This window comes from Nocardiopsis sp. CC223A, from assembly GCF_030766825.1.
Lineage (GTDB): Bacteria > Actinomycetota > Actinomycetes > Streptosporangiales > Streptosporangiaceae > Nocardiopsis.
Window position 1 is genome coordinate 42,601 of record NZ_JASFDV010000036.1, and the last position, 17,648, is coordinate 60,248.

The window sequence follows — 17,648 nt, forward strand, 5'->3', positions numbered from 1 at the left end:
CCTGGCACCGAGCGAGGACCGACGTTCCCGTGAACCATCCCCCGACGCCCCACCGGCCGGGCCCTGTCGGCGTGTCCCCCGTGCAGTCCGGGGACCCCCGCGCGGTCGGCCCCTTCCGGATCGTCGGCCGCCTCGGCGCCGGCGGCATGGGCACCGTGTACGCCGCCCTGGACGACCGCGACCGGCGCGCCGCCCTCAAACTCGTCCACGCGATGTACGCGGCCGACCCGGACTTCCGGGACCGCTTCGCCCGCGAGGTCCGGCTGGTGCGCCGTGTCCGGGGCGAGGGCGTGCCGCGCTTCCTGGCCGCCGACACCCGTGCCGACGTCCCCTGGCTGGCCACCGAGTACGTGCCCGGCCCCACCCTGGACGCCCGGGTGCGCGGCGGCGGCCCGCTGCCCGCCGGGTTCCTCGCCGACTTCGCCCGCGTCACCGCCCGGGCCCTGGCCGGGATCCACGCCGTGGGCGTGGTGCACCGCGACCTCAAGCCCGGCAACGTCATCCTGTCCCCGGACGGGCCCCGGGTCCTGGACTTCGGTATCGCCCGTGCCGCGGAGGAGACCGCGCTGACCCGTACCGGGGCCCTGGTGGGCACCCCGGGGTGGATCGCCCCCGAGCAGTACCGGGGGGAGATCGCCACCGAACGCTCCGACGTGTTCGCCTGGGCGTGCATGGCGGTGTTCGCCGCCACCGGCCGGGGCCCGTTCGGTTCGGGCACCGGGGAGGGCGTGATCTCGGCGGTGCTGTCCGCCCCGCCCGTCCTCGACGGCGTCCCCGACCCGCTGCGCCCGGTTCTGGCCGCCGCCCTGGACAAGGACCCGGCCCGGCGGCCCTCCGCCGCCGAGGCGGCCGCGGCCCTGCCCGATCTCACCGTCGGTCCCTGGGCGGCGGTGCTCCCGCCCGTGGACACCGTCCCGGACTCCTGGGTGCGGGCCGCCCCGCCCCGTCGGCCCTGGGCGCGCCGCCACGGCCGCGTCCTGGCGGTGGCCGCCGCCGCGACGGCGGTCGCCGTCACCACGGCCACCGCCTCCGCCCTCCTGCCCCCGGACGACCCGGCCGGCGGGGGAGCCGCGGGCGGCCCCGCCGCGCAGGACCCCTCGGCCGATCCCGCGCAGGGGTCCGCGGCCGGGGGCGGACCCGCCGGGGAAACGACCCCCGACGACGTCCCGGAGGAGTACCGCGACCTCTACGAGAACGGCACCGTGGTCGTCACGGCGGACGCCGACACCGAACCGGCCGTCGTCCACTCCCTGGTCGGGACCGACGGCACCACCCTCGACCAGCTCCGGATCACCTTCACCGGATCGAGCCAGCACAGCGCCACCGCCCGGGTCGAGGTCCGGGCGGAGTACCTGCCGGACTTCGGGTCGCTGCAACTGCACGGCCGGGACTTCGCCTGGGTCGACGAGCTCGCGCCGGGCGACGGGTACCTCGCCTTCGAAAGGCCCACCAGCGCCGGGGTACTGGCGGAGCCGGACCCGCAGAACCCCGTGGCGGAGTTCCAGGTGACCTTCTTCGGCGGCCCTGGGGAACTGGTCTACTACCTGCCCGAGACCGCGCTCGACGAGGACCGCCGGGCCCCGGTGGACCAGCCCGGGGGCTTCTGTGTCGGTGACCCCGACTTCGACACGCACCTGCACGACCCCTATCCGGGCTCCCCGCACCTGGGTCGTGCCGACCTCGCCGCCGGCCTGCCCGAGGGATGCGCCACCACCCCTTCCTGACCACCCCCGCACAGAGGAGACCGCCCGTTGAACCCCGACCCCCGTCCCTTCGGCGACGACAGCCTGCCCCCGGGGGCGACCCCTCCCGCCGCCACTGATCCGGACCGGATCGGCCCCTACCGGGTGGTCGGCCGCATCGGAGCGGGCGGCATGGGCGCCGTCTACGCGGGGATCGACCAGGCCGGGGCCTGCGCCGCGGTCAAGGTCGTCCACCCGCAGTACGCCGCCGACCCGGACTTCCGGGCCCGGTTCGCCCGCGAGGTCTCCCTGGTCGCGAGTGTGAGTGCCACCTGCACCGCGGCCTACTTCGGGGCGGACACCGACGCCGAGGCGCCCTGGATGGCCACCGAGTACGTGCCCGGTGACACCCTGCGCGTCCACGTTCGGAAGAACGGCCCCCTCACCGGGGGGATGGCGGTCTCCCTGGCCGCGGGTCTGGCCGAGGCCCTGGTGGCGATCCACGCGGCGGGGGTGGTGCACCGCGACCTCAAGCCCGGCAACGTCATCCTGTCGCCGAGCGGGCCCAAGGTGCTGGACTTCGGTATCGCCCGGGCGACCGACGGCACCGCTCTGACCCGCACCGGCGGCCTGTTCGGCACCCCGGGTTGGATGGCGCCGGAGCAGTACAACGGCGTTCCGGCCGGCGAACGCTCCGACGTGTTCGCCTGGGCCTGCCTGGTGGCGTTCGCGGCCACCGGGCGCGACCCCTTCGCGGGCGGCCCGGTGGAGGTGGTGATCCATCGGACCCGCACCGAGGAGCCCGACCTGACCGGGGTGCCCCCGGAGCTGCTGCCCACGGTGCGCCGCGCCCTGTCCAAGGACCCGGCCGACCGGCCCACCGCCGCGCAGGCCCTGGCCGAGGTGACCGGGGCGTGGAGCGCCACCCGGGTCGACGCCCCGCCGGTCTCCGGCTCCGACCCCACCCGCGTGGTGCCCGCCATGCTCGCCGTCGAATGGCGCGGCGTGACCGCCGGCGTCCCGCAGCGGATCCGCAGGCCGCGGCGCGCGCTCCTGCTCTCCGCCGGGGCCGCCGGTCTGGCGGCGGCGCTCGTCGCGGCGTTCCTCATCGTCCGCCACAGCGGTGGGGAGGACGGCGAAGGCGGGGACCCGGTGGCCGGTGGGGACCCGGGGGCCGCGTCGTCGGAACCGACCGAATCCGCCGAGCCCGCGATCACCCGGGACCCCGGGGACGTCGCCGCCGTGACCACCGAGGCCCTCGCCCTGGCGGAGGAGGCGCCGGAGTTCTACGTGAGCCACCTCGCGAGGTCCGCCGAGACCATCGAGAGCTCGGCGAACGTGACCCTGCGGTACACCGAGGACCCGCAGCCCGTCCTGGAGCTGGTCGAGTACGCGGGGCCGGCCACCTTCTTCACCCTGCACATCGGCGAGGGGCCCGACGACGTGTTGGCCCGCACCGACTCCCACCTCGCCGGAGTGGTCGAGGGCGACTTCTACCGCCCGGGCCCCCAGGACCCGGAGGGCGACCCGAGCGGGCGGTGGGAGGAGGCGCTGGCCGCGGTGGAGGAGGTGCTGTCCGAGGAGGCCGACATCGCCTACCAGGGGGTGACGGACACCCCCTTCGAGGACTACCCCGAGGAGCTGCTGGCCGCGTACGACGTGACCGGCCGCAGCGGCCACCACTACACCGGCACCGCGCCCGCCGAGGTCATGGGCCAGGACACCGAGGTGACCTTCGACCTCTGGGTGGACGAGGACGGGCGCCTCCAGCACTTCCAGTCCTACGCGTCCTTCGGGGAGTTCGAGGAGGACGCCGAGTACGAGCGGATCGCCTTCGTCTTCGGACAGCCCGTGGAGATCGCGGTCCCCGACGAGTCGGAGATCGCGGCCGGCGCCGATGAGGCCTACCCGGGGTAGTGGTCCCGGTGCCGGGCGCCCGCGGGCGCCCGGCACCGGACCGTCAGGCCTCGCCGCGCAGGGAGTCCTTGAGGAACTCCACCTGGAGCAGCATCAGGTTCTCCGACACCGTCGGGTCCGACGGCGAGTGGGTCACCCCCGACAGCGGCAGCACCGTGTGCCTGCGCCCCGCCGCCAGCAGCGCCGAGGACATCCGCTGGGTGTGGGCGAACACCACGTTGTCGTCGGACAGGCCGTGGATCAACATCAGCGGCCGCTCCAGCTTGGCCGCGTCCTCCAGCAGTGAGCTGCGCTCGTACACGCCCGGGTCGTCCTGGGGCAGTCCCAGGTACCGCTCGGTGTAGTGGGTGTCGTACAGCCGCCAGTCGATGACCGGGGCGCCCGCCACCGCGGCGTGGAACACGTCCGGGCGGCGCAGCACCGCCAGCGCCGACAGGTAGCCGCCGAACGACCACCCGTGGATCCCCACCCGGGAGGTGTCCAGGCAGCCGAACCGCTCCGCGGCGTCCCGCAGCGCGGTGACCTGGTCCTCCAGCACCCCCGAGGCCAGGTCCAGGTGGATCTCCTGCTCCCACTCCACGCCGATGCCGGGGGTGCCGCGGCCGTCGGCGATGAGCACCGCGAACCCCTGCTCGGCGTACCACTGGGCGGTCAGGAACGCGCCGCGCGCGTGCAGCACCCGTTGGGCGTGCGGGCCGCCGTAGGGCGCCATGAGCACCGGCAGCGGGCGCAGGTCGTCCCGGTACCAGGACGGCAGCACCAGTGCGCACGGGATGCCCCGCTCGCCCGCCCGCCAGAACTCCACCCGCGGCTCCGGCAGGTCCGGGGTCTCGGCGCAGCTCTCGATGGACCCGTGGGCGCGCCGGGTCTCGGTGCTCACCTCGCGCAGTACCAGGGTGTGCACCCCGGGGAACTCCATCGACCGGTGCTGCACCACCAGGGTGTCGCCGCGCAGCCGCCCCGAACGCAGACCGCTGTGCGCGTGGGCGTCGGCCGACACCGAGCAGCCGTGCCCGGGCAGCTCGATCGGGGCGGAGAGCCCGGTGCCCAGGTCCACCAGCCACAACGACACGTCGCCGGGCCGGTCGGCGGGGGAGCCCGAGTACAGGATCCGGTCGCCGTCCACGTCCACCACACCGCGCACGTACACGTCGGCGGGGCTGACGGCGTGCCCGCCCACGAACACCCGGCGCTCGCCGGCCCCGCCCTCGCGGCCGATCCACACCAGGTCGCCCCTGTCGGTGTGGGCGGGTACGCCCGGCATCAGCTCGACCCACACGTCGTCGGTCTCGGTGCGCGTCTCCATGGCCAGCCCGGTCGCCGGGTCGGCGCCGAACAGGGTGAGGGTGCGCTGGTCGCGGCTCTGCGCGGTGAACACCACGGTGGGGGAGCCGTCCGGGCCGGTCGTCCACCCGGCGGTCGCCAGGTAGGGCAGCGCCTCCCGGTCCCAGTCGATCCACACCGGCTCGGGGGCGCCCTCCCGGCGGAACGCGGCGGAGGAGGCCACCGGGAGGGCGGCCAGCCGCACCTGCGCGTTGTCGGTGCCGGCCGCCGGGTAGCGCAGCTCGGTGGGCTCCTGCTCGGGGGCGGCCGGGTCGTCCACGTACCAGCGGCCCACCGGGGACTCGTCCACCCGGGCGGCCAGCAGCGCCGAGCCGTCGGGCGCCCACCAGAACCCGCGGTAGCGGCCCATCTCCTCGGCGGCGATGAAGTCGGCCAGGCCCCAGGTGACGTCGTCGCCGTCGGGGGAGGCCAGCGCCCGGTCGCCGTGGTCGGGTTCGGCGTCGGCGATGTCGATGACCCGCAGCGCCCCGCCGCTGACGTAGGCGACCCGGTCGCCCGCGGGGTCGATCCGCGGGTCCACCACCGGGGTGGCGGCGGGCAGTTCGCGCGGCTCGGTGCGGTCGCCCACCAGGTCCACGTAGAACAGGCGGCCGGACAGGGTGAACACGGCGCGGGTGAACGCCTGGTCCACCGTGTACGACACGATGCCGCCGCCGCTCTCGCGCAGCCGCTCCCGGCGGGCCCGCTCCTCCGGCGGCAGGTCCTCGTCGTCGGCGCCGAGCGCGCGCGGGTCGGCGACCACGTGCTCGGTGCCCTCCTCCGCCTCGTGCACCCACAGGCAGGTGGCGGTGTCGATGCCGTCGCGCCCTCTCAGGAAGGCGATGCGCCGACCGTCCGGGGACACCTCGAAGGAGCGCGGGACGCCGATGGTGAAGCGCTGGGTACGTGCCTGTTGGCGAGGAAAGCTCATGGGTCCGATTGTGTCCCACATCTCCGGTTCCCGCTCGGCCCCTGTGGACGAGCGCCCCGGGTCCGCGCTCCACCTGGCCGTTCGGGCGGGATCGCGGGCATGCGGCCGGTATTGTTCACCACGTGGTGACCGACAGACGACTCATGATGGTGCACGCCCACCCCGACGACGAGAGCATCGTCACCGGGGCCACACTGGCGAAGTACGCGGCCGAAGGTGCCGGGGTCACCCTGGTGACCTGCACCCTGGGCGAGGAGGGCGAGGTCATCCCCGCCGACCTCGCGCACCTGACGGCCGACCGCGACGACACCCTCGGCGACCACCGGGTCGGTGAGCTGGACAAGGCCTGCGTCTCCCTGGGAGTGCGCGACCACCGGTTCCTGGGCGGCGCCGGGCGCTACCGCGACTCCGGGATGGCGGGCACGCCCTCGGCCGAGCGCCCCGAGGCGTTCCGGAACGCCGACGTCGAGGAGGCCGCCCGCCTGCTCGCGGAGATCGTCCGGGAGGTCCGCCCGCACGTCCTGGTCTCCTACGACGAGCACGGCGGCTACGGCCACCCCGACCACATCCAGGCCCACCGGGTCACCCGGCGCGCCTGCGTGAAGGCGGGCGAGCGGTCGATGCCCGGCACCCCGTGGCAGGTCCGCAAGCTGTACGCGATCGCCCAGCCGGTGTCGGTGATCGAGGCGTCCATCGCCCGGCTCAACGAGGAGGCGGGGCCGTTCACCCCGCCCGGCGCGGTGTCCGACATCGCCCGGGGCACCCCGGACGAGCTGGTCACCACCCGGATCGACGCCACCGACCACTGGGCGGCCAAGGCGCTGGCGATGCGCGCCCACGCCACCCAGATCACCGTGGACGGCGAGCGTTTCGCCCTGTCCAACGACATCGCCCAGGAGATCACCGCGGTGGAGTACTTCACCCTCCTGCTCGGACCGACCCCGCGCCGTTCGGCCGGAGAGTTCGAGACCGACCTCTTCGAGGGCCTGTGAGCGCGGGTGCGGGCGGCGCCCGCCCCGCCCCGGTGGAGGGGGCCGACCCGGCCCGCTACGAGGCGCCCGGACAGGACGACCCCGTGCTGACGACGGTGGTGGCCGCGGTCACCTTCCCGGTGCTCGTGGCGGCGGGGGCGGCGGCCGGGCTGCTGTCGGCGACCGGAGCGGGCTGGCTGACCCGCTACTGGGAGGCGGGGACCCCCGCCCAGGTTCTGGGCGCGGTGGGGCTGGTGGCACTGCTGGGGGCCCTGTACGGCCTGTGCCGCCTGTGCGCGTGGGGCACCCGCGGTGTCTCGGGCGGGGTGGCCTTCGCCCTGGGCTTCATGGCCGTGGCCATGGTGCTCACCATGTACATGCCGGGCGGCGACATCGTACTGACCGACCACCTGCTCCACTACGGCTACCTCTTCGGGTCCATGGTGGTGCTGGCGATCGCGGTGGTGCGCGGCGTCCGGGAGGGCGGCAACCCCTTCCCGGCCGGACCGCCCCCGGCCCCGAAGAGCGACCGGTCCTGACCACGCCCGCCGGCCCCGGCGGCCCCGTGGCTCAGGCGTTCCAGAACTGGAGCAGCAGCTCGCCCAGGAACACGGTGCCCTCGAACGTCGGGTTGGGCATGACGGTCCGGAACAGGGTGTAGAACGCACCCACCCACAGGTCCCGCACGGCCGGGAACCACAGGACGGCGAACACCGCCACGGAACCGAACAGCGCGTTCACCCGGGCGGTGGACACCCACGGCCGGTCGGGCAGGGCCGCGGCGAGCACCTCGAAGCCGTCCAGGCCGGGGACGGGCAGCAGGTTGATCACCGCCGAGGTCAGGTTGAGGAAGGCCAGGAACGCCAGCGCGGAGATCGCCCAGTTGGTGGTGTCGTTGCCCGGCGGTACCAGGATCGACACGGTGACGGCCAGCGCGGCGAACAGCACCAGGCTCGCCAGCGGCCCGGCCAGCGCGACCGGCACCCGCCGGCCCCGCGGGATCCGGTCCCATGCCACGAACGCGGGCGGCCCGTTGAGGCCGAAGGCACCGAAGCCCAGGTAGAGCGCGGGCAGCACGGTCCCGGCGAAGGCGTGCCGGAACCCCAGCGGGTTGAGGCGCAGGTAGGCGCCGCCCCGCTGGGAGCGGTCGCCGGCCAGGTGCGCGGCGAGCGCGTGGGCGTACTCGTGCACGGCGCAGGAGACGATCCAGCCCAACAGGATGAACAACGGCGGGATCAGCGGGGTGACACCGGTGTTCTCGGGGGCCCAGTCCAGCTCCACGGCCCGCCAGGACAGCCATCCGGCGAACACGGTCAGGCCCAGCACCAGCACGAAAACCGGACTGGGCAGGAAGTCGAACACGCCCCCGGTCCGCTCCCCGTCCCCGGTGCGGGGGGCCGCTGCGGCGTCCTTCCCGTCCTTCTGCCCGTCGGCCTTCCCGGTGTCCTTGACCGGCGCCCCGGTCCCGGGTCCGCGCTCGGCCAGCTCCGGACGGTTGAGGGCGTCCTCGGGCATGCGCTCCCAGGGGTCGGCGGCGTCCGTGCGCGGGGTGTCGGGCGCGTCGGTCGGCTCCGACCCCGGGGCCGGTTCGGGCGTGGGCATGATGCTCCTGCTGGTCGCGCGGGGTTGTCCGCGCTCCAGGTTAGGCCCTGCCGGGCACCGGTCCGCAGCGGGTGCCCGGCAGCGGAGCGCCGTTCCCGCGCCCTTGCGCCGGGCCGCCGGTCAGACCACCGCGCGCGGCGCCACCGCCGACTTGTGCAGGCTGGCCAGCGCGAACACCCGGCCCGCGGCGGTCAGTTCCCGGTGGCCGCAGCCGTCGTCCTCGGTGAGCAGGCCCAGCGCGTCCAGCAGCCAGCTCACCGACATCACCATGGCCCGCACCTGGTCGGAGGCGGCCTCGGCGGTGCGCCGGTGGGAGGCGGCGTGCCGCCCCGACGGGCTCTGCGGTTCGGGCGGCGTCCACCCGGACCCGGTGAGCAGGCGCTCGGCGGTGATCATGTCCGACTCCCCGGGCCGGGAGTGCGAGCCGCTGCCCTGCGGGGTGCGCGACAGCAGCATGCCCAGCAGTGTCTCGGCGGCCGCCTGTTCGGGGCCGCCGGTGCGGCACAGGGTCTCGGTGGCGGCCCGCCACATCTCCTCGGGGTCGGCGCGGAGCTGGCGCCCGCGCCGGGTCAGCACCAGGCGGCGGCCGGACCGGCGCACCACCCGCATCCCCCGCATCATCTGGTGCAGGGCGATCAGCTGGGTGGCGTCGGTCTCGCTGCGCGGCGGCTCGGGGGAGGTGCGCCAGCCGAAGTCCTCGCACATCGACCGCACCACACCGGGGGAGATGTAGCCGATCTGGGTGAGCGCGATCCCGTCCTCGGCCAGGTCGAGCAGCCGCTGTAGGGGCGCCATGGTGGTGTCGGCGGTGCGCGGCACGTCGGCGCCGGCGATGATCCGGCCCACCAGCGGCCACAGGTGCCGGCGGTGCGGGTGGGCGGGCGAGGACAGCCAGGCCCGTACCCGCTCCTCGCGGATCCGGTCCAGGTGGCTGAGCCCGCGGTCGTCGGGCCGGGTCAGGAAGGACCGGGTGAACCGCTCCTGGGCGTGCCGCCAGCCCTGCTTGCCGGGCCGCACGTCGCCCAGCACGATCGCCAGCTCCAGCGCCGAGGCGGTCTCCTGCCGGGCCCGGATCTCGGCGTCGCCGACCACGGTCCCCCAGGTCAGCTCGGGCAGGTCCGGCGGCTCCACCCCGGACTCCCACATCATCCGCTCGTACACGGCCACCCCGGCGCCGTGGTCCCTGTCGTGGACCGACAGCAGGTGGGTGGTGGCCGGGGCCGAGCAGATCTGCGCGTACCGGTGCAGCTGGAGCAGCGAGAACAGCGTGCCCAGGGCGCGCAGCGCGGCCGCCCGGTCGGTCCGGGAGAAACGGGCCGGCAGCTCGAACCAGCAGAACCGCTGGACGGTGTGCTGGTTGAGGCTCTCCAGATCGTTGCCCGGAGCCAGCGTGTCCAGGGCCTGCCGGGCCATCTCGGCCGATCGCCCGTCGCGCCGGGCCAGCTCGGCGAGCGCGGACGCTACTGCTTCACCCATGGACGGCGCCGACCTCCCCGAAACCCCGTGGTTGACGCCCGCGTGTCCGCCGGGGGGTGCCGTCGGGGGCGCGGTACTTCGCGGTACTGCGTGGTCGCCGACGCCAGGGGGCGGCCGTCGGGACTGAGCCTGTCCTACCCAGGTGGGGCCGAAGAATGCCTCCCGGCGGACGCGACATGCACGTGCGTTCGCCCGGCGCACACCCTGGACGCGCGGGGTGCCCGCGGCCGCCGCACACCCGTCACGGGGTGCGCCCGGAGGCCGCACCGCCCCGCCGCGGGGGGACGTCGGGAACGACCCGGCTGGCGACGATGGACGACTCCTCGACGCGCGCCTCCCGGCCGTCGCGCCGGCGCACGGTCAGCACACCGTCGTCCCATGACTCCAGCACTCCGACGATATCGGTGAAACCCCCGTCGGGGAGGTGGATTCGGATGGAGACCCTGTTGCCCGTGTCCTCCCGGGTGATCCGGTGGACCAGGCGACCCGCCATGTGCAACGCGCCCCCCGAATGTGCGACGACTTCGCTTCGCCGCCATACTAGGACCACGACATCTGTGCCAATCGTTCGCAGAGGCCGGGAGCACGGTCCCGGGCGCCCGCACGCCGGACCGTGCCCGACGGACGTCTCTGCGAGGTCCCCGCCTCCCCCGTGGGAACGCGGGGGTGAGATCAAGGAGTACGACGTGACCTACGTCATCGCGCAGCCCTGTGTTGATGTGATGGACAAGGCGTGCATCGACGAGTGCCCCGTGGACTGCATCTACGAGGGTGAGCGCAGCCTGTATATCCACCCGGACGAGTGCGTTGACTGCGGTGCGTGCGAGCCGGTCTGCCCGGTCGAGGCCATCTACTACGAGGACGACCTGCCCGAGCAGTGGTCGGACTTCTACAAGGCCAACGTCGAGTTCTTCGACGACCTCGGCTCCCCGGGCGGCGCCTCCAAGGTCGGCAAGATCGACCGCGACCACCCCCTCGTCGCCAAGCTGCCGCCGCAGGCGGAGTAGCCCCGGCCCGTTCCGATCGCTCGCCGGTGCGTCTCCGTGGCGCAGAGGGCGTCCCCGCGCGCGATCGCACCGCCATCGCGCCGATCCCCCCGTCACCGGGGGGGGGTCGGCGCGATGCGTGTTCAAACCCCGCCCCCGGGCCGCGACGGCCCGGACGACCCGATGGAGACGCGAGATGACCCGGCGGCCCGTGACGGACCGGCTCCCCACCTTCCCGTGGGATCGGCTGACCCCGTACAAGAAGATCGCCGCGGATCACCCCGACGGCATCGTCGACCTGTCCGTGGGCACCCCCGTGGACCCGGTGCCGCCGGGCCTGCGCGCCGCGCTGGCCGCCGCCGCCGACAGTCCCGGGTACCCGCTGACCTGGGGCACCCCGGCGCTGCGGGCCTCCATCACCGGCTGGCTGGAGCGCCGCCACGGAGTGAGCGTCCCGGAGGAGGGCGTGCTGCCGACGGTCGGCTCCAAGGAACTCGTCGCCTGGCTGCCCACCCTGCTCGGGCTGGGTCCGGGCGACACCGTCGTCCACCCCGAGCTGGCCTACCCCACCTACGACATCGGCGCCCGCCTGGCCGGGGCGACCCCGGTGGCGGCCGACGGCCTGACCGCCCTGGGCCCGGCCCCGGTGCGGTTGCTGTGGGTGAACTCGCCGAGCAACCCGACCGGCCGGGTCCTGGGCGTGCCGCACCTGCGCAAGGTCGTCGCCTGGGCCCGCGAGCGCGGCGTGATCGTCGCCTCCGACGAGTGCTACCTCGATCTGGGCTGGGAGGGCGAGGCCCCGGTCTCGATCCTGCACCCGGACGTGAGCGACGGCTCCCACGAGGGCCTGCTCGCCGTGCACTCCCTGTCCAAGCGCTCCAACCTGGCGGGGTACCGCGCCGCGTTCGTCGCCGGTGACACCGCGCTGGTCCAGGAGCTGCTGGCGGTGCGCAAGCACGCGGGGATGATCGTGCCCGCCCCGGTCCAGGCCGCCATGGGCGCCGCCCTGGACGACGACGCGCACGCCCTGGAGCAGAAGGAGCGCTACCGCGCCCGCCGGGACCGGCTGCGCGCCGCCCTCACCGGCGCGGGCTGGCGGATCGACCACTCCCAGGCGGGGCTGTACCTGTGGGCCTCCCACCCCGACCACGACGCCTGGGGCGCGGTGGAGCACCTGGCCGAGCGCGGCGTCCTCGTCGCGCCGGGCGAGTTCTACGGGCCCACCGGCAACGGCAGCGTCCGTGTGGCGTTCACCGCCACCGACGAGCGGGTCGGGGCCGCCGCCGCCCGCCTGTCCGCCTGATGGGATGTGCCGGGTCGGTGAGACTCGGTTCCGTGGCCGCCGGCAGGTGAGCACTGCCTCCGCCAGAAGCAGTCGAGTCCTGGTGTCGGACCGTGCCCCTGCCGGGCGGCCGTTCCCGGCCCGCTGATGGGGTGGCGTGCTCGCCTCTTTGCGGGGTGTGAGCACTGGATCCATTGGGCCGCGCGCCGCTTCCCGCGGGCTGCACCACCATCACCCGGACAGGGGGATCGCGTTGCCACTGATCGGTGACGACTGGGCCGAGAACCACCACGACATCGAAACTCCAGGACGAGACCGGCAAGAGACCGGCCGCGGCCAGGCCGCCCGAGGGTGTGGCGGGCATCGCGAATCTGACACCCGCACCCCGGTCGGCCGTTCCCGGCCGGTCCCGGGAGACTCCTATGAATGCCGATCGGCTTCAGTGGCGTCGCTCCGTGTGATCCGTTGGCCGGTGCCGGTGGTGCGGATCGACCGCATGAGGACGCGGTAGACCTCGCGGGCCGACGAATCCCGTGGCAGACGGCCGGTCGGCGTCGGTCGGCCCGTGAGTCGGACCCGTCGGAGAAGCCACCGCACGTCCTCACGGTCAGCCCAGGACGAGTTCGCCCCGGGTGTCGGAGACACCGCTCTGCCACTCGGCCGCGCCGTCGGTGCCGTCGGAGGCGCGCCATACGCGGTCGTTGTAGGTGACCGAGGTCAGGCCGTACTCCTCGGCGTGGGCGACCGCCCACAGGGCCATCGCCCAGCCGCGGTCGCCGGTGGCCGACTCCGGGGTGTCGGTCAGCGCCGCGGGCGCCACCCCGAACACGCGTTCCAGCTCCTGCTCCGCGCCCGCCACGTCGGCCTCGCCCCCGGTGAGCGAGGCCAGGGTCTCAGGGTCGTACCAGCAGGTCAGCCCGGGGCCGCGGGTGCCGGTGAACACCTCGCCCATCCGCTGCGACAGGTTCTCGTGCTGGTCGTAGGCGAAGCCGTCGGCGCTGCGCTGCACCGCCTGGGCGGCCTCGAACACCGGCCTGGTCTCCCAGCCCTCGACCTCCACCAGCGCGTCGTAGAAGGCCTGGCTGGAGTACACCGGGTCGAGGATGTCCTCCGGGTCGCCCCACTCCTGCGAGGGGCGCTGCTGGAACAGGCCCAGCGAGTCCCGGTCGCCGTACTCCAGGTTGTAGAACGCGGTCTCCTGCCACACCGTGGCGTAGGCCACGGTCACGGCCTCCGGCGGCAGGTCCATGCTGAACGCCACCCCGCCGACGGTGGTCGCGCTCACGGCCTGTTCGACCTTCATCGAGTACTCGCCGTCGGACAGGTCCAGACGGCACAGGGTCTCGGGGTCGGGCTCGGTCGAGATCGGGTCCACACGGGTCAGCACGTAGTAGCCCCCGGCGACGAGGGCCCCACAAACGACGAACAGCGCGAACAGGATCTTGACGAACGCTGAGAATCTACGGCGCTTTGGCAACGGACGACCATCGGTTAGGGAACAAGGGGCAAAGTGGTCTGCGCCATTCCCGGTAGGCGGGCCGTGCGGCGCTTCGGGCGCATTGTAGTCAACGCGGCCCCGGACGCGCTTCGGCCGCGTCCGCGCGGGCACGCCGACCGGGGAGCCCGGGGCCGGGGGATCCCCCGGGAACTACTAACGTGGAACCCATGACCAGCTCCTACTCCAGCCCGCTGCCCGACCGGATCGACGAACTCTGGGAGCAGCGTTCCGAACTGACCCCGGACCACGCCGAGGCGCGCGAGACCATCACCTCCGCCATCGACCAGATCGACGAGGGCAAGGCCCGGGTGGCCTTCGTCGACCCCGCCACCGACGAGGTCGTGGTCGACGAGCGCGCCAAGCGCTCCATCCTGCTCGGTTTCAAGGTCCTGGACATGAAGAAGTCGCAGGTCGGCGACTTCTACCACCACGACCGCATGCCGCTGAAGACCCGTTTCGACGGTGTCCGCGTCGTTCCCGGCGCCATCGCCCGCTGGGGCTCCCACCTGGCCCCGGGCGTCGTCCTCATGCCGTCCTTCACCAACATCGGCGCCTACGTCGACTCCGGCACCATGGTCGACACCTGGGCCACGGTCGGCTCCTGCGCGCAGATCGGCAGGAACGTCCACCTGTCCGGCGGCGTGGGCGTCGGCGGCGTCCTGGAGCCGCCGCAGGCCTCCCCGGTGATCATCGAGGACGACGCCTTCCTGGGCTCGCGCAGCATGGTCGTCGAGGGCGCCCGGGTGCGCACCGGTGCCAAGCTCGGCGCGGGCACCATCCTCACCTCGTCCACCCGTGTGTTCGACGCCGAGACCGGTGAAGAGCTCGAACGCGGCCAGGCCCCGGCCTGGTCGGTGTGCGTCACCGCCAACCGGGTCAAGAGCTTCCCCGGCGGCGACTTCGGCATGCCGGTGCTGCTCGTCCTCAAGCGGCTCGCCGAGGGCCAGGAGCACGACAAGCTCGCCCTCAACGACCTCCTCCGCGAGCACGGCGTCAACGCCTGACCCGCGCCCCGAGGTCCCGCACGGGCGCCCTCCCACCCGGAGGGCGCCCCGCTTCCGTTCCAGGGCGTGTTCGGCGGATGCCCTCGTGCGGTCCGGTACTTGCGCCGAGTCCGGGGAGCGGCCGCGAGGCGATCTCTCGCAGGACGGCCGGCGAGGGCCGGCCCGGCGCAGCGGCCATCCGTCCTCGACCGCGCAGCGGGCCGGGGCCGGGCGGCCGGCGGGTGTGAGGCGGTCGTCGGCGTCGGTGGTGCGGGACACCGGGGGCCTTCCGGTGGCCGGTGGAGATGCCGCGGTCCACACCGATACCGGAGGCCCTCTCCACGTGTGTCAGGTGGGCTGGGTGCTACCGACCTCCACGGTCGTTGCACCTAGGGTGGTGAGGCGCAGGGCCGTGCCGGTGCACGCGCCCGCGCCGCACACCACGACCACGGAAGACGGGGACGCCCTCATGCTCGACCTGACCTCGGACGTCGCGGACCTCTGCGCCGCCCTCGTGGACATCCGCTCGGAGAGCGGCACCGAGAAGGTCCTCGCCGACGGGATCGAACGCGCTCTGTCGGCGCTGCCCCACCTGACGGTGACCCGCGACGGCGACGCCGTCGTCGCCCGCACCGACCTGGGCCGTGAGCGCCGCGTCGTCATCGCCGGTCACATCGACACCGTGCCCATCGTCGACAACGTCCCCTCCCACGTCGACGGCGACCGCCTCTACGGCTGCGGCACCTCCGACATGAAGGCCGGGGTCGCCGTCCAGCTCAAGCTGGCCGCCCTGGTCGCCGAGCCCGTGCACGACGTCACCTACGTCTTCTACGACAACGAAGAGGTCGACGCCGAGCGCAACGGCCTGCTGCGGCTGTCGCGCGACCACCCCCGGTGGCTGGCCGGGGACTTCGCCATCCTCATGGAGCCCACCGACGGCGTCATCGAGGGCGGCTGCCAGGGCACCATGCGGGTCGAGGTCGTGGCGAAGGGCGAGCGCGCCCACAGCGCCCGGTCCTGGATGGGCGTCAACGCCATCCACGGCGCGGGGCGGATCCTGGACGTGCTGCGGGCCTACACCCCCCGCGAGCCCGAGGTGGAGGGCCTGCGCTTCCACGAGGGCCTCAACGCGGTGTTCATCGAGGGCGGGGTCGCCGGCAACGTCATCCCCGACGAGTGCGTGGTCAGGGTCAACTACCGGTTCGCCCCGGACCTGTCGGTGGCCGGCGCCGAGGCGCACCTGCGGGAGGTCTTCGACGGGTTCGAGGTGCGCCTGGCCGACGCCGCCGCCCCCGCCCGCCCCGGACTGGACCACCCGGCGGCGGCCGCGTTCGTCGACGCGGTGGGGGAGGGGCGGGCCCGCGCCAAGCTGGGCTGGACCGATGTGTCGCGCTTCTCCGAGCTGGGCGTGCCCGCCGTCAACTACGGCCCCGGCGACCCGACACTCGCCCACACCCGCGACGAGTACGCCGAGATCCCCCGCATCCGGGAGGCGGAGGAGCGCATGGTCGCCTGGCTCACCGGGGCCCGCTGACCCCTCTGACCTGGGGCGGGCCCGCCCCAGGACGCGGTGATGGCCACTGGTGGTCATCACCGGTCCACGTCCGGTTCAGGTGTGATCCGGCCCGGCGCGGATAGCTTTAGGCCATGACGGAAGAAGCACATGGAAAAGAGCGGGTGAGGAACGCGGGACCCCTCACCTATCGTGGCGAGTCCATCCCGGGCACCACCACCGACCAGCGGTTGCTGGACCGGCGCGGTCCCGTCGACTGGGTGCACACCGACCCCTGGCGGGTGCTGCGCATCCAGTCGGAGTTCGTGGAGGGCTTCGGCCTCCTGTCCGAGCTGCCCTCGGCGGTGAGCGTGTTCGGGTCGGCCCGCATCAAGCCGGGCACCCGCTACTACGACCTCGGCGTCCAGATGGGCGCCAGGCTCGCCGAGGCGGGCTACGCCACCATCACCGGGGGCGGCCCCGGGATGATGGAGGCCGCCAACAAGGGGGCCAAGGAGGCCGGCGGGCTGTCCGTGGGGCTGGGCATCGAGCTGCCCTTCGAGCAGTCCCTCAACCCCTACATCGACATGGGGATGACGTTCCGCTACTTCTTCGTGCGCAAGACCATGTTCGTCAAGTACTCCCAGGCGTTCGTGGTGCTGCCCGGCGGATTCGGGACCCTGGACGAGCTGTTCGAGGCGGCCACGCTCGTCCAGACCAACAAGGTGACCCGGTTCCCGGTGGTGCTGGTCGGCTCCGAGTTCTGGGGCGGGCTGGAGAAGTGGGTCCGGGAGAGCCTGCTGGAGAACGAGCTCATCAAGCCGCACGACCTGGACCTGGTCCGGGTGGTCGACGACCCCGCGGACGTCGTGGGCATCATCCGGAAGGCGCACCTGGACATCGCCCGCGAACAGGACGAGCAGGAGCGCGCCCGGGCCGACGGCTCCTGACGCCCGGGTTCCGGCCGCCCGCGGCTCCCGCCGGGCGGCCGGGTGTGGCACGATCGGAGCCGTGCCTTATCTCATCCTCTTCCTGGTCGCCGCGGCCGCGCTGGCCGTGCTCGTCGGCGTCGTCTACGTCGTGCTCGGCAAGGGCGGGCGCCTCGCCCGGTTCGAGGCCGACTACCCCCCGCTCGACCTGTCCGCCGACCGCCCGGTGAAGGCCGCGGAACTGGGCCGCCTGCTGCTGCCGCTGGCCATGTGGGGCTACCACGTGCGCGCGGTGGACGAGCTGCTGCTGCGGCTCACCGCCACCCTGCGCGAGCGCGAGGAGCGGATCGAGGACCTCCAGTGGCGGCTGTCGCGCCTGGACCCGTCCTACGTCCCGCAGGGCACCGGCCCCACCCCGGGCTCGCACCTGCCCGGTGACACCCCGGTCGCCGGGGACGCGGACACCGGGCGGACCGCCGCCGAGGACTCCGGGGCCGACACCGCGGACCGGGACGCCGACGCGGGCGACGGCCCCCGGGGCGACACGATCGGCGCCACCGCCGACAAGGGCGCTTA

15 protein-coding genes are annotated in these 17,648 nt (G+C 74.0%); 10 read left to right on the top strand and 5 right to left on the bottom strand.

Features of this window, described 5'->3' with window-relative positions; all coding sequences use genetic code 11:
• Positions 1-71 precede the first annotated feature (71 nt).
• A complete protein-coding gene (locus QJS33_RS16215) occupies positions 72-1,724 on the top strand; it encodes a serine/threonine-protein kinase (protein WP_306368818.1) in 1,653 nt (550 codons plus the stop codon).
• A gap of 27 nt (positions 1,725-1,751) precedes the next feature.
• Complete coding sequence (locus tag QJS33_RS16220) at positions 1,752-3,599, top strand: serine/threonine-protein kinase (RefSeq protein WP_306368819.1); 1,848 nt, start codon at positions 1,752-1,754, stop codon at positions 3,597-3,599.
• 43 nt (positions 3,600-3,642) lie between these two features.
• Here the strand turns inward: QJS33_RS16220 and QJS33_RS16225 are convergent, their stop codons facing one another.
• On the bottom strand, positions 3,643-5,853 hold the full coding sequence (locus tag QJS33_RS16225) for a S9 family peptidase (RefSeq protein WP_306368820.1): 2,211 nt from the start codon (positions 5,851-5,853) through the stop codon (positions 3,643-3,645).
• 125 nt (positions 5,854-5,978) lie between these two features.
• On the opposite strand from QJS33_RS16225, the gene mshB reads away from it, so the two are divergent.
• Together mshB and QJS33_RS16235 are read left to right on the top strand one after the other, a co-directional pair.
• Positions 5,979-6,845, top strand: a complete 867-nt coding sequence (mshB, locus tag QJS33_RS16230) for an N-acetyl-1-D-myo-inositol-2-amino-2-deoxy-alpha-D-glucopyranoside deacetylase (RefSeq protein WP_306368821.1) — start codon at positions 5,979-5,981, stop codon at positions 6,843-6,845.
• Complete coding sequence (locus QJS33_RS16235; protein WP_306368822.1) at positions 6,842-7,363, top strand: hypothetical protein; 522 nt, start codon at positions 6,842-6,844, stop codon at positions 7,361-7,363. Before mshB ends, QJS33_RS16235 begins: the two co-directional genes overlap by 4 nt.
• A 31-nt stretch (positions 7,364-7,394) precedes the next feature.
• On the opposite strand, the gene QJS33_RS16240 is transcribed toward QJS33_RS16235, so the two are convergent.
• The 3 genes from QJS33_RS16240 to QJS33_RS16250 all read right to left on the bottom strand — a co-directional run bounded on the left by QJS33_RS16240 (position 7,395) and on the right by QJS33_RS16250 (position 10,401).
• The gene (locus QJS33_RS16240) at positions 7,395-8,426 is read right to left on the bottom strand and encodes a site-2 protease family protein (RefSeq protein ID WP_306368823.1); all 1,032 of its coding nucleotides are present in this window, start codon (positions 8,424-8,426) and stop codon (positions 7,395-7,397) included.
• 120 nt (positions 8,427-8,546) lie between these two features.
• On the bottom strand, positions 8,547-9,902 hold the full coding sequence (locus tag QJS33_RS16245) for a hypothetical protein (RefSeq protein WP_306368824.1): 1,356 nt from the start codon (positions 9,900-9,902) through the stop codon (positions 8,547-8,549).
• A 241-nt stretch (positions 9,903-10,143) separates the two neighbouring features.
• Positions 10,144-10,401: a hypothetical protein gene (locus QJS33_RS16250; protein WP_306368825.1), complete on the bottom strand. Its 258-nt coding sequence runs from the start codon at positions 10,399-10,401 to the stop codon at positions 10,144-10,146.
• Positions 10,402-10,588: 187 nt separating this feature from the next.
• Between QJS33_RS16250 and fdxA the strand changes: the two genes are divergently transcribed.
• Both fdxA and dapC read left to right on the top strand, forming a co-directional pair.
• On the top strand, positions 10,589-10,909 hold the full coding sequence (gene fdxA, locus QJS33_RS16255; RefSeq protein WP_220564930.1) for a ferredoxin: 321 nt from the start codon (positions 10,589-10,591) through the stop codon (positions 10,907-10,909).
• Positions 10,910-11,084: 175 nt separating this feature from the next.
• A complete protein-coding gene (gene dapC / locus QJS33_RS16260; RefSeq protein WP_306368826.1) occupies positions 11,085-12,191 on the top strand; it encodes a succinyldiaminopimelate transaminase in 1,107 nt (368 codons plus the stop codon).
• Between the two features lie 586 nt (positions 12,192-12,777).
• On the opposite strand, the gene QJS33_RS16265 is transcribed toward dapC, so the two are convergent.
• Complete coding sequence (locus QJS33_RS16265) at positions 12,778-13,647, bottom strand: hypothetical protein (RefSeq protein ID WP_306368827.1); 870 nt, start codon at positions 13,645-13,647, stop codon at positions 12,778-12,780.
• 188 nt (positions 13,648-13,835) lie between these two features.
• Here QJS33_RS16265 and QJS33_RS16270 point away from each other — a divergent pair, with 188 nt between their 5' ends.
• The 4 genes from QJS33_RS16270 to QJS33_RS16285 form a co-directional block, all read left to right on the top strand.
• On the top strand, positions 13,836-14,672 hold the full coding sequence (locus tag QJS33_RS16270) for a 2,3,4,5-tetrahydropyridine-2,6-dicarboxylate N-succinyltransferase (protein WP_306368828.1): 837 nt from the start codon (positions 13,836-13,838) through the stop codon (positions 14,670-14,672).
• Between the two features lie 448 nt (positions 14,673-15,120).
• Positions 15,121-16,185 carry a succinyl-diaminopimelate desuccinylase gene (gene dapE / locus QJS33_RS16275; RefSeq protein ID WP_306368834.1) on the top strand — a complete coding sequence of 355 codons (1,065 nt, stop codon included), beginning with the start codon at positions 15,121-15,123 and terminating at the stop codon, positions 16,183-16,185.
• A 113-nt stretch (positions 16,186-16,298) separates the two neighbouring features.
• Positions 16,299-17,093, top strand: coding sequence for a TIGR00730 family Rossman fold protein (locus tag QJS33_RS16280; protein WP_306368829.1), 795 nt, complete (start codon positions 16,299-16,301; stop codon positions 17,091-17,093).
• Positions 17,094-17,154: 61 nt separating this feature from the next.
• On the top strand, positions 17,155-17,648 hold a 494-nt coding region (locus QJS33_RS16285), incomplete at its 3' end, for a hypothetical protein (protein ID WP_306368830.1).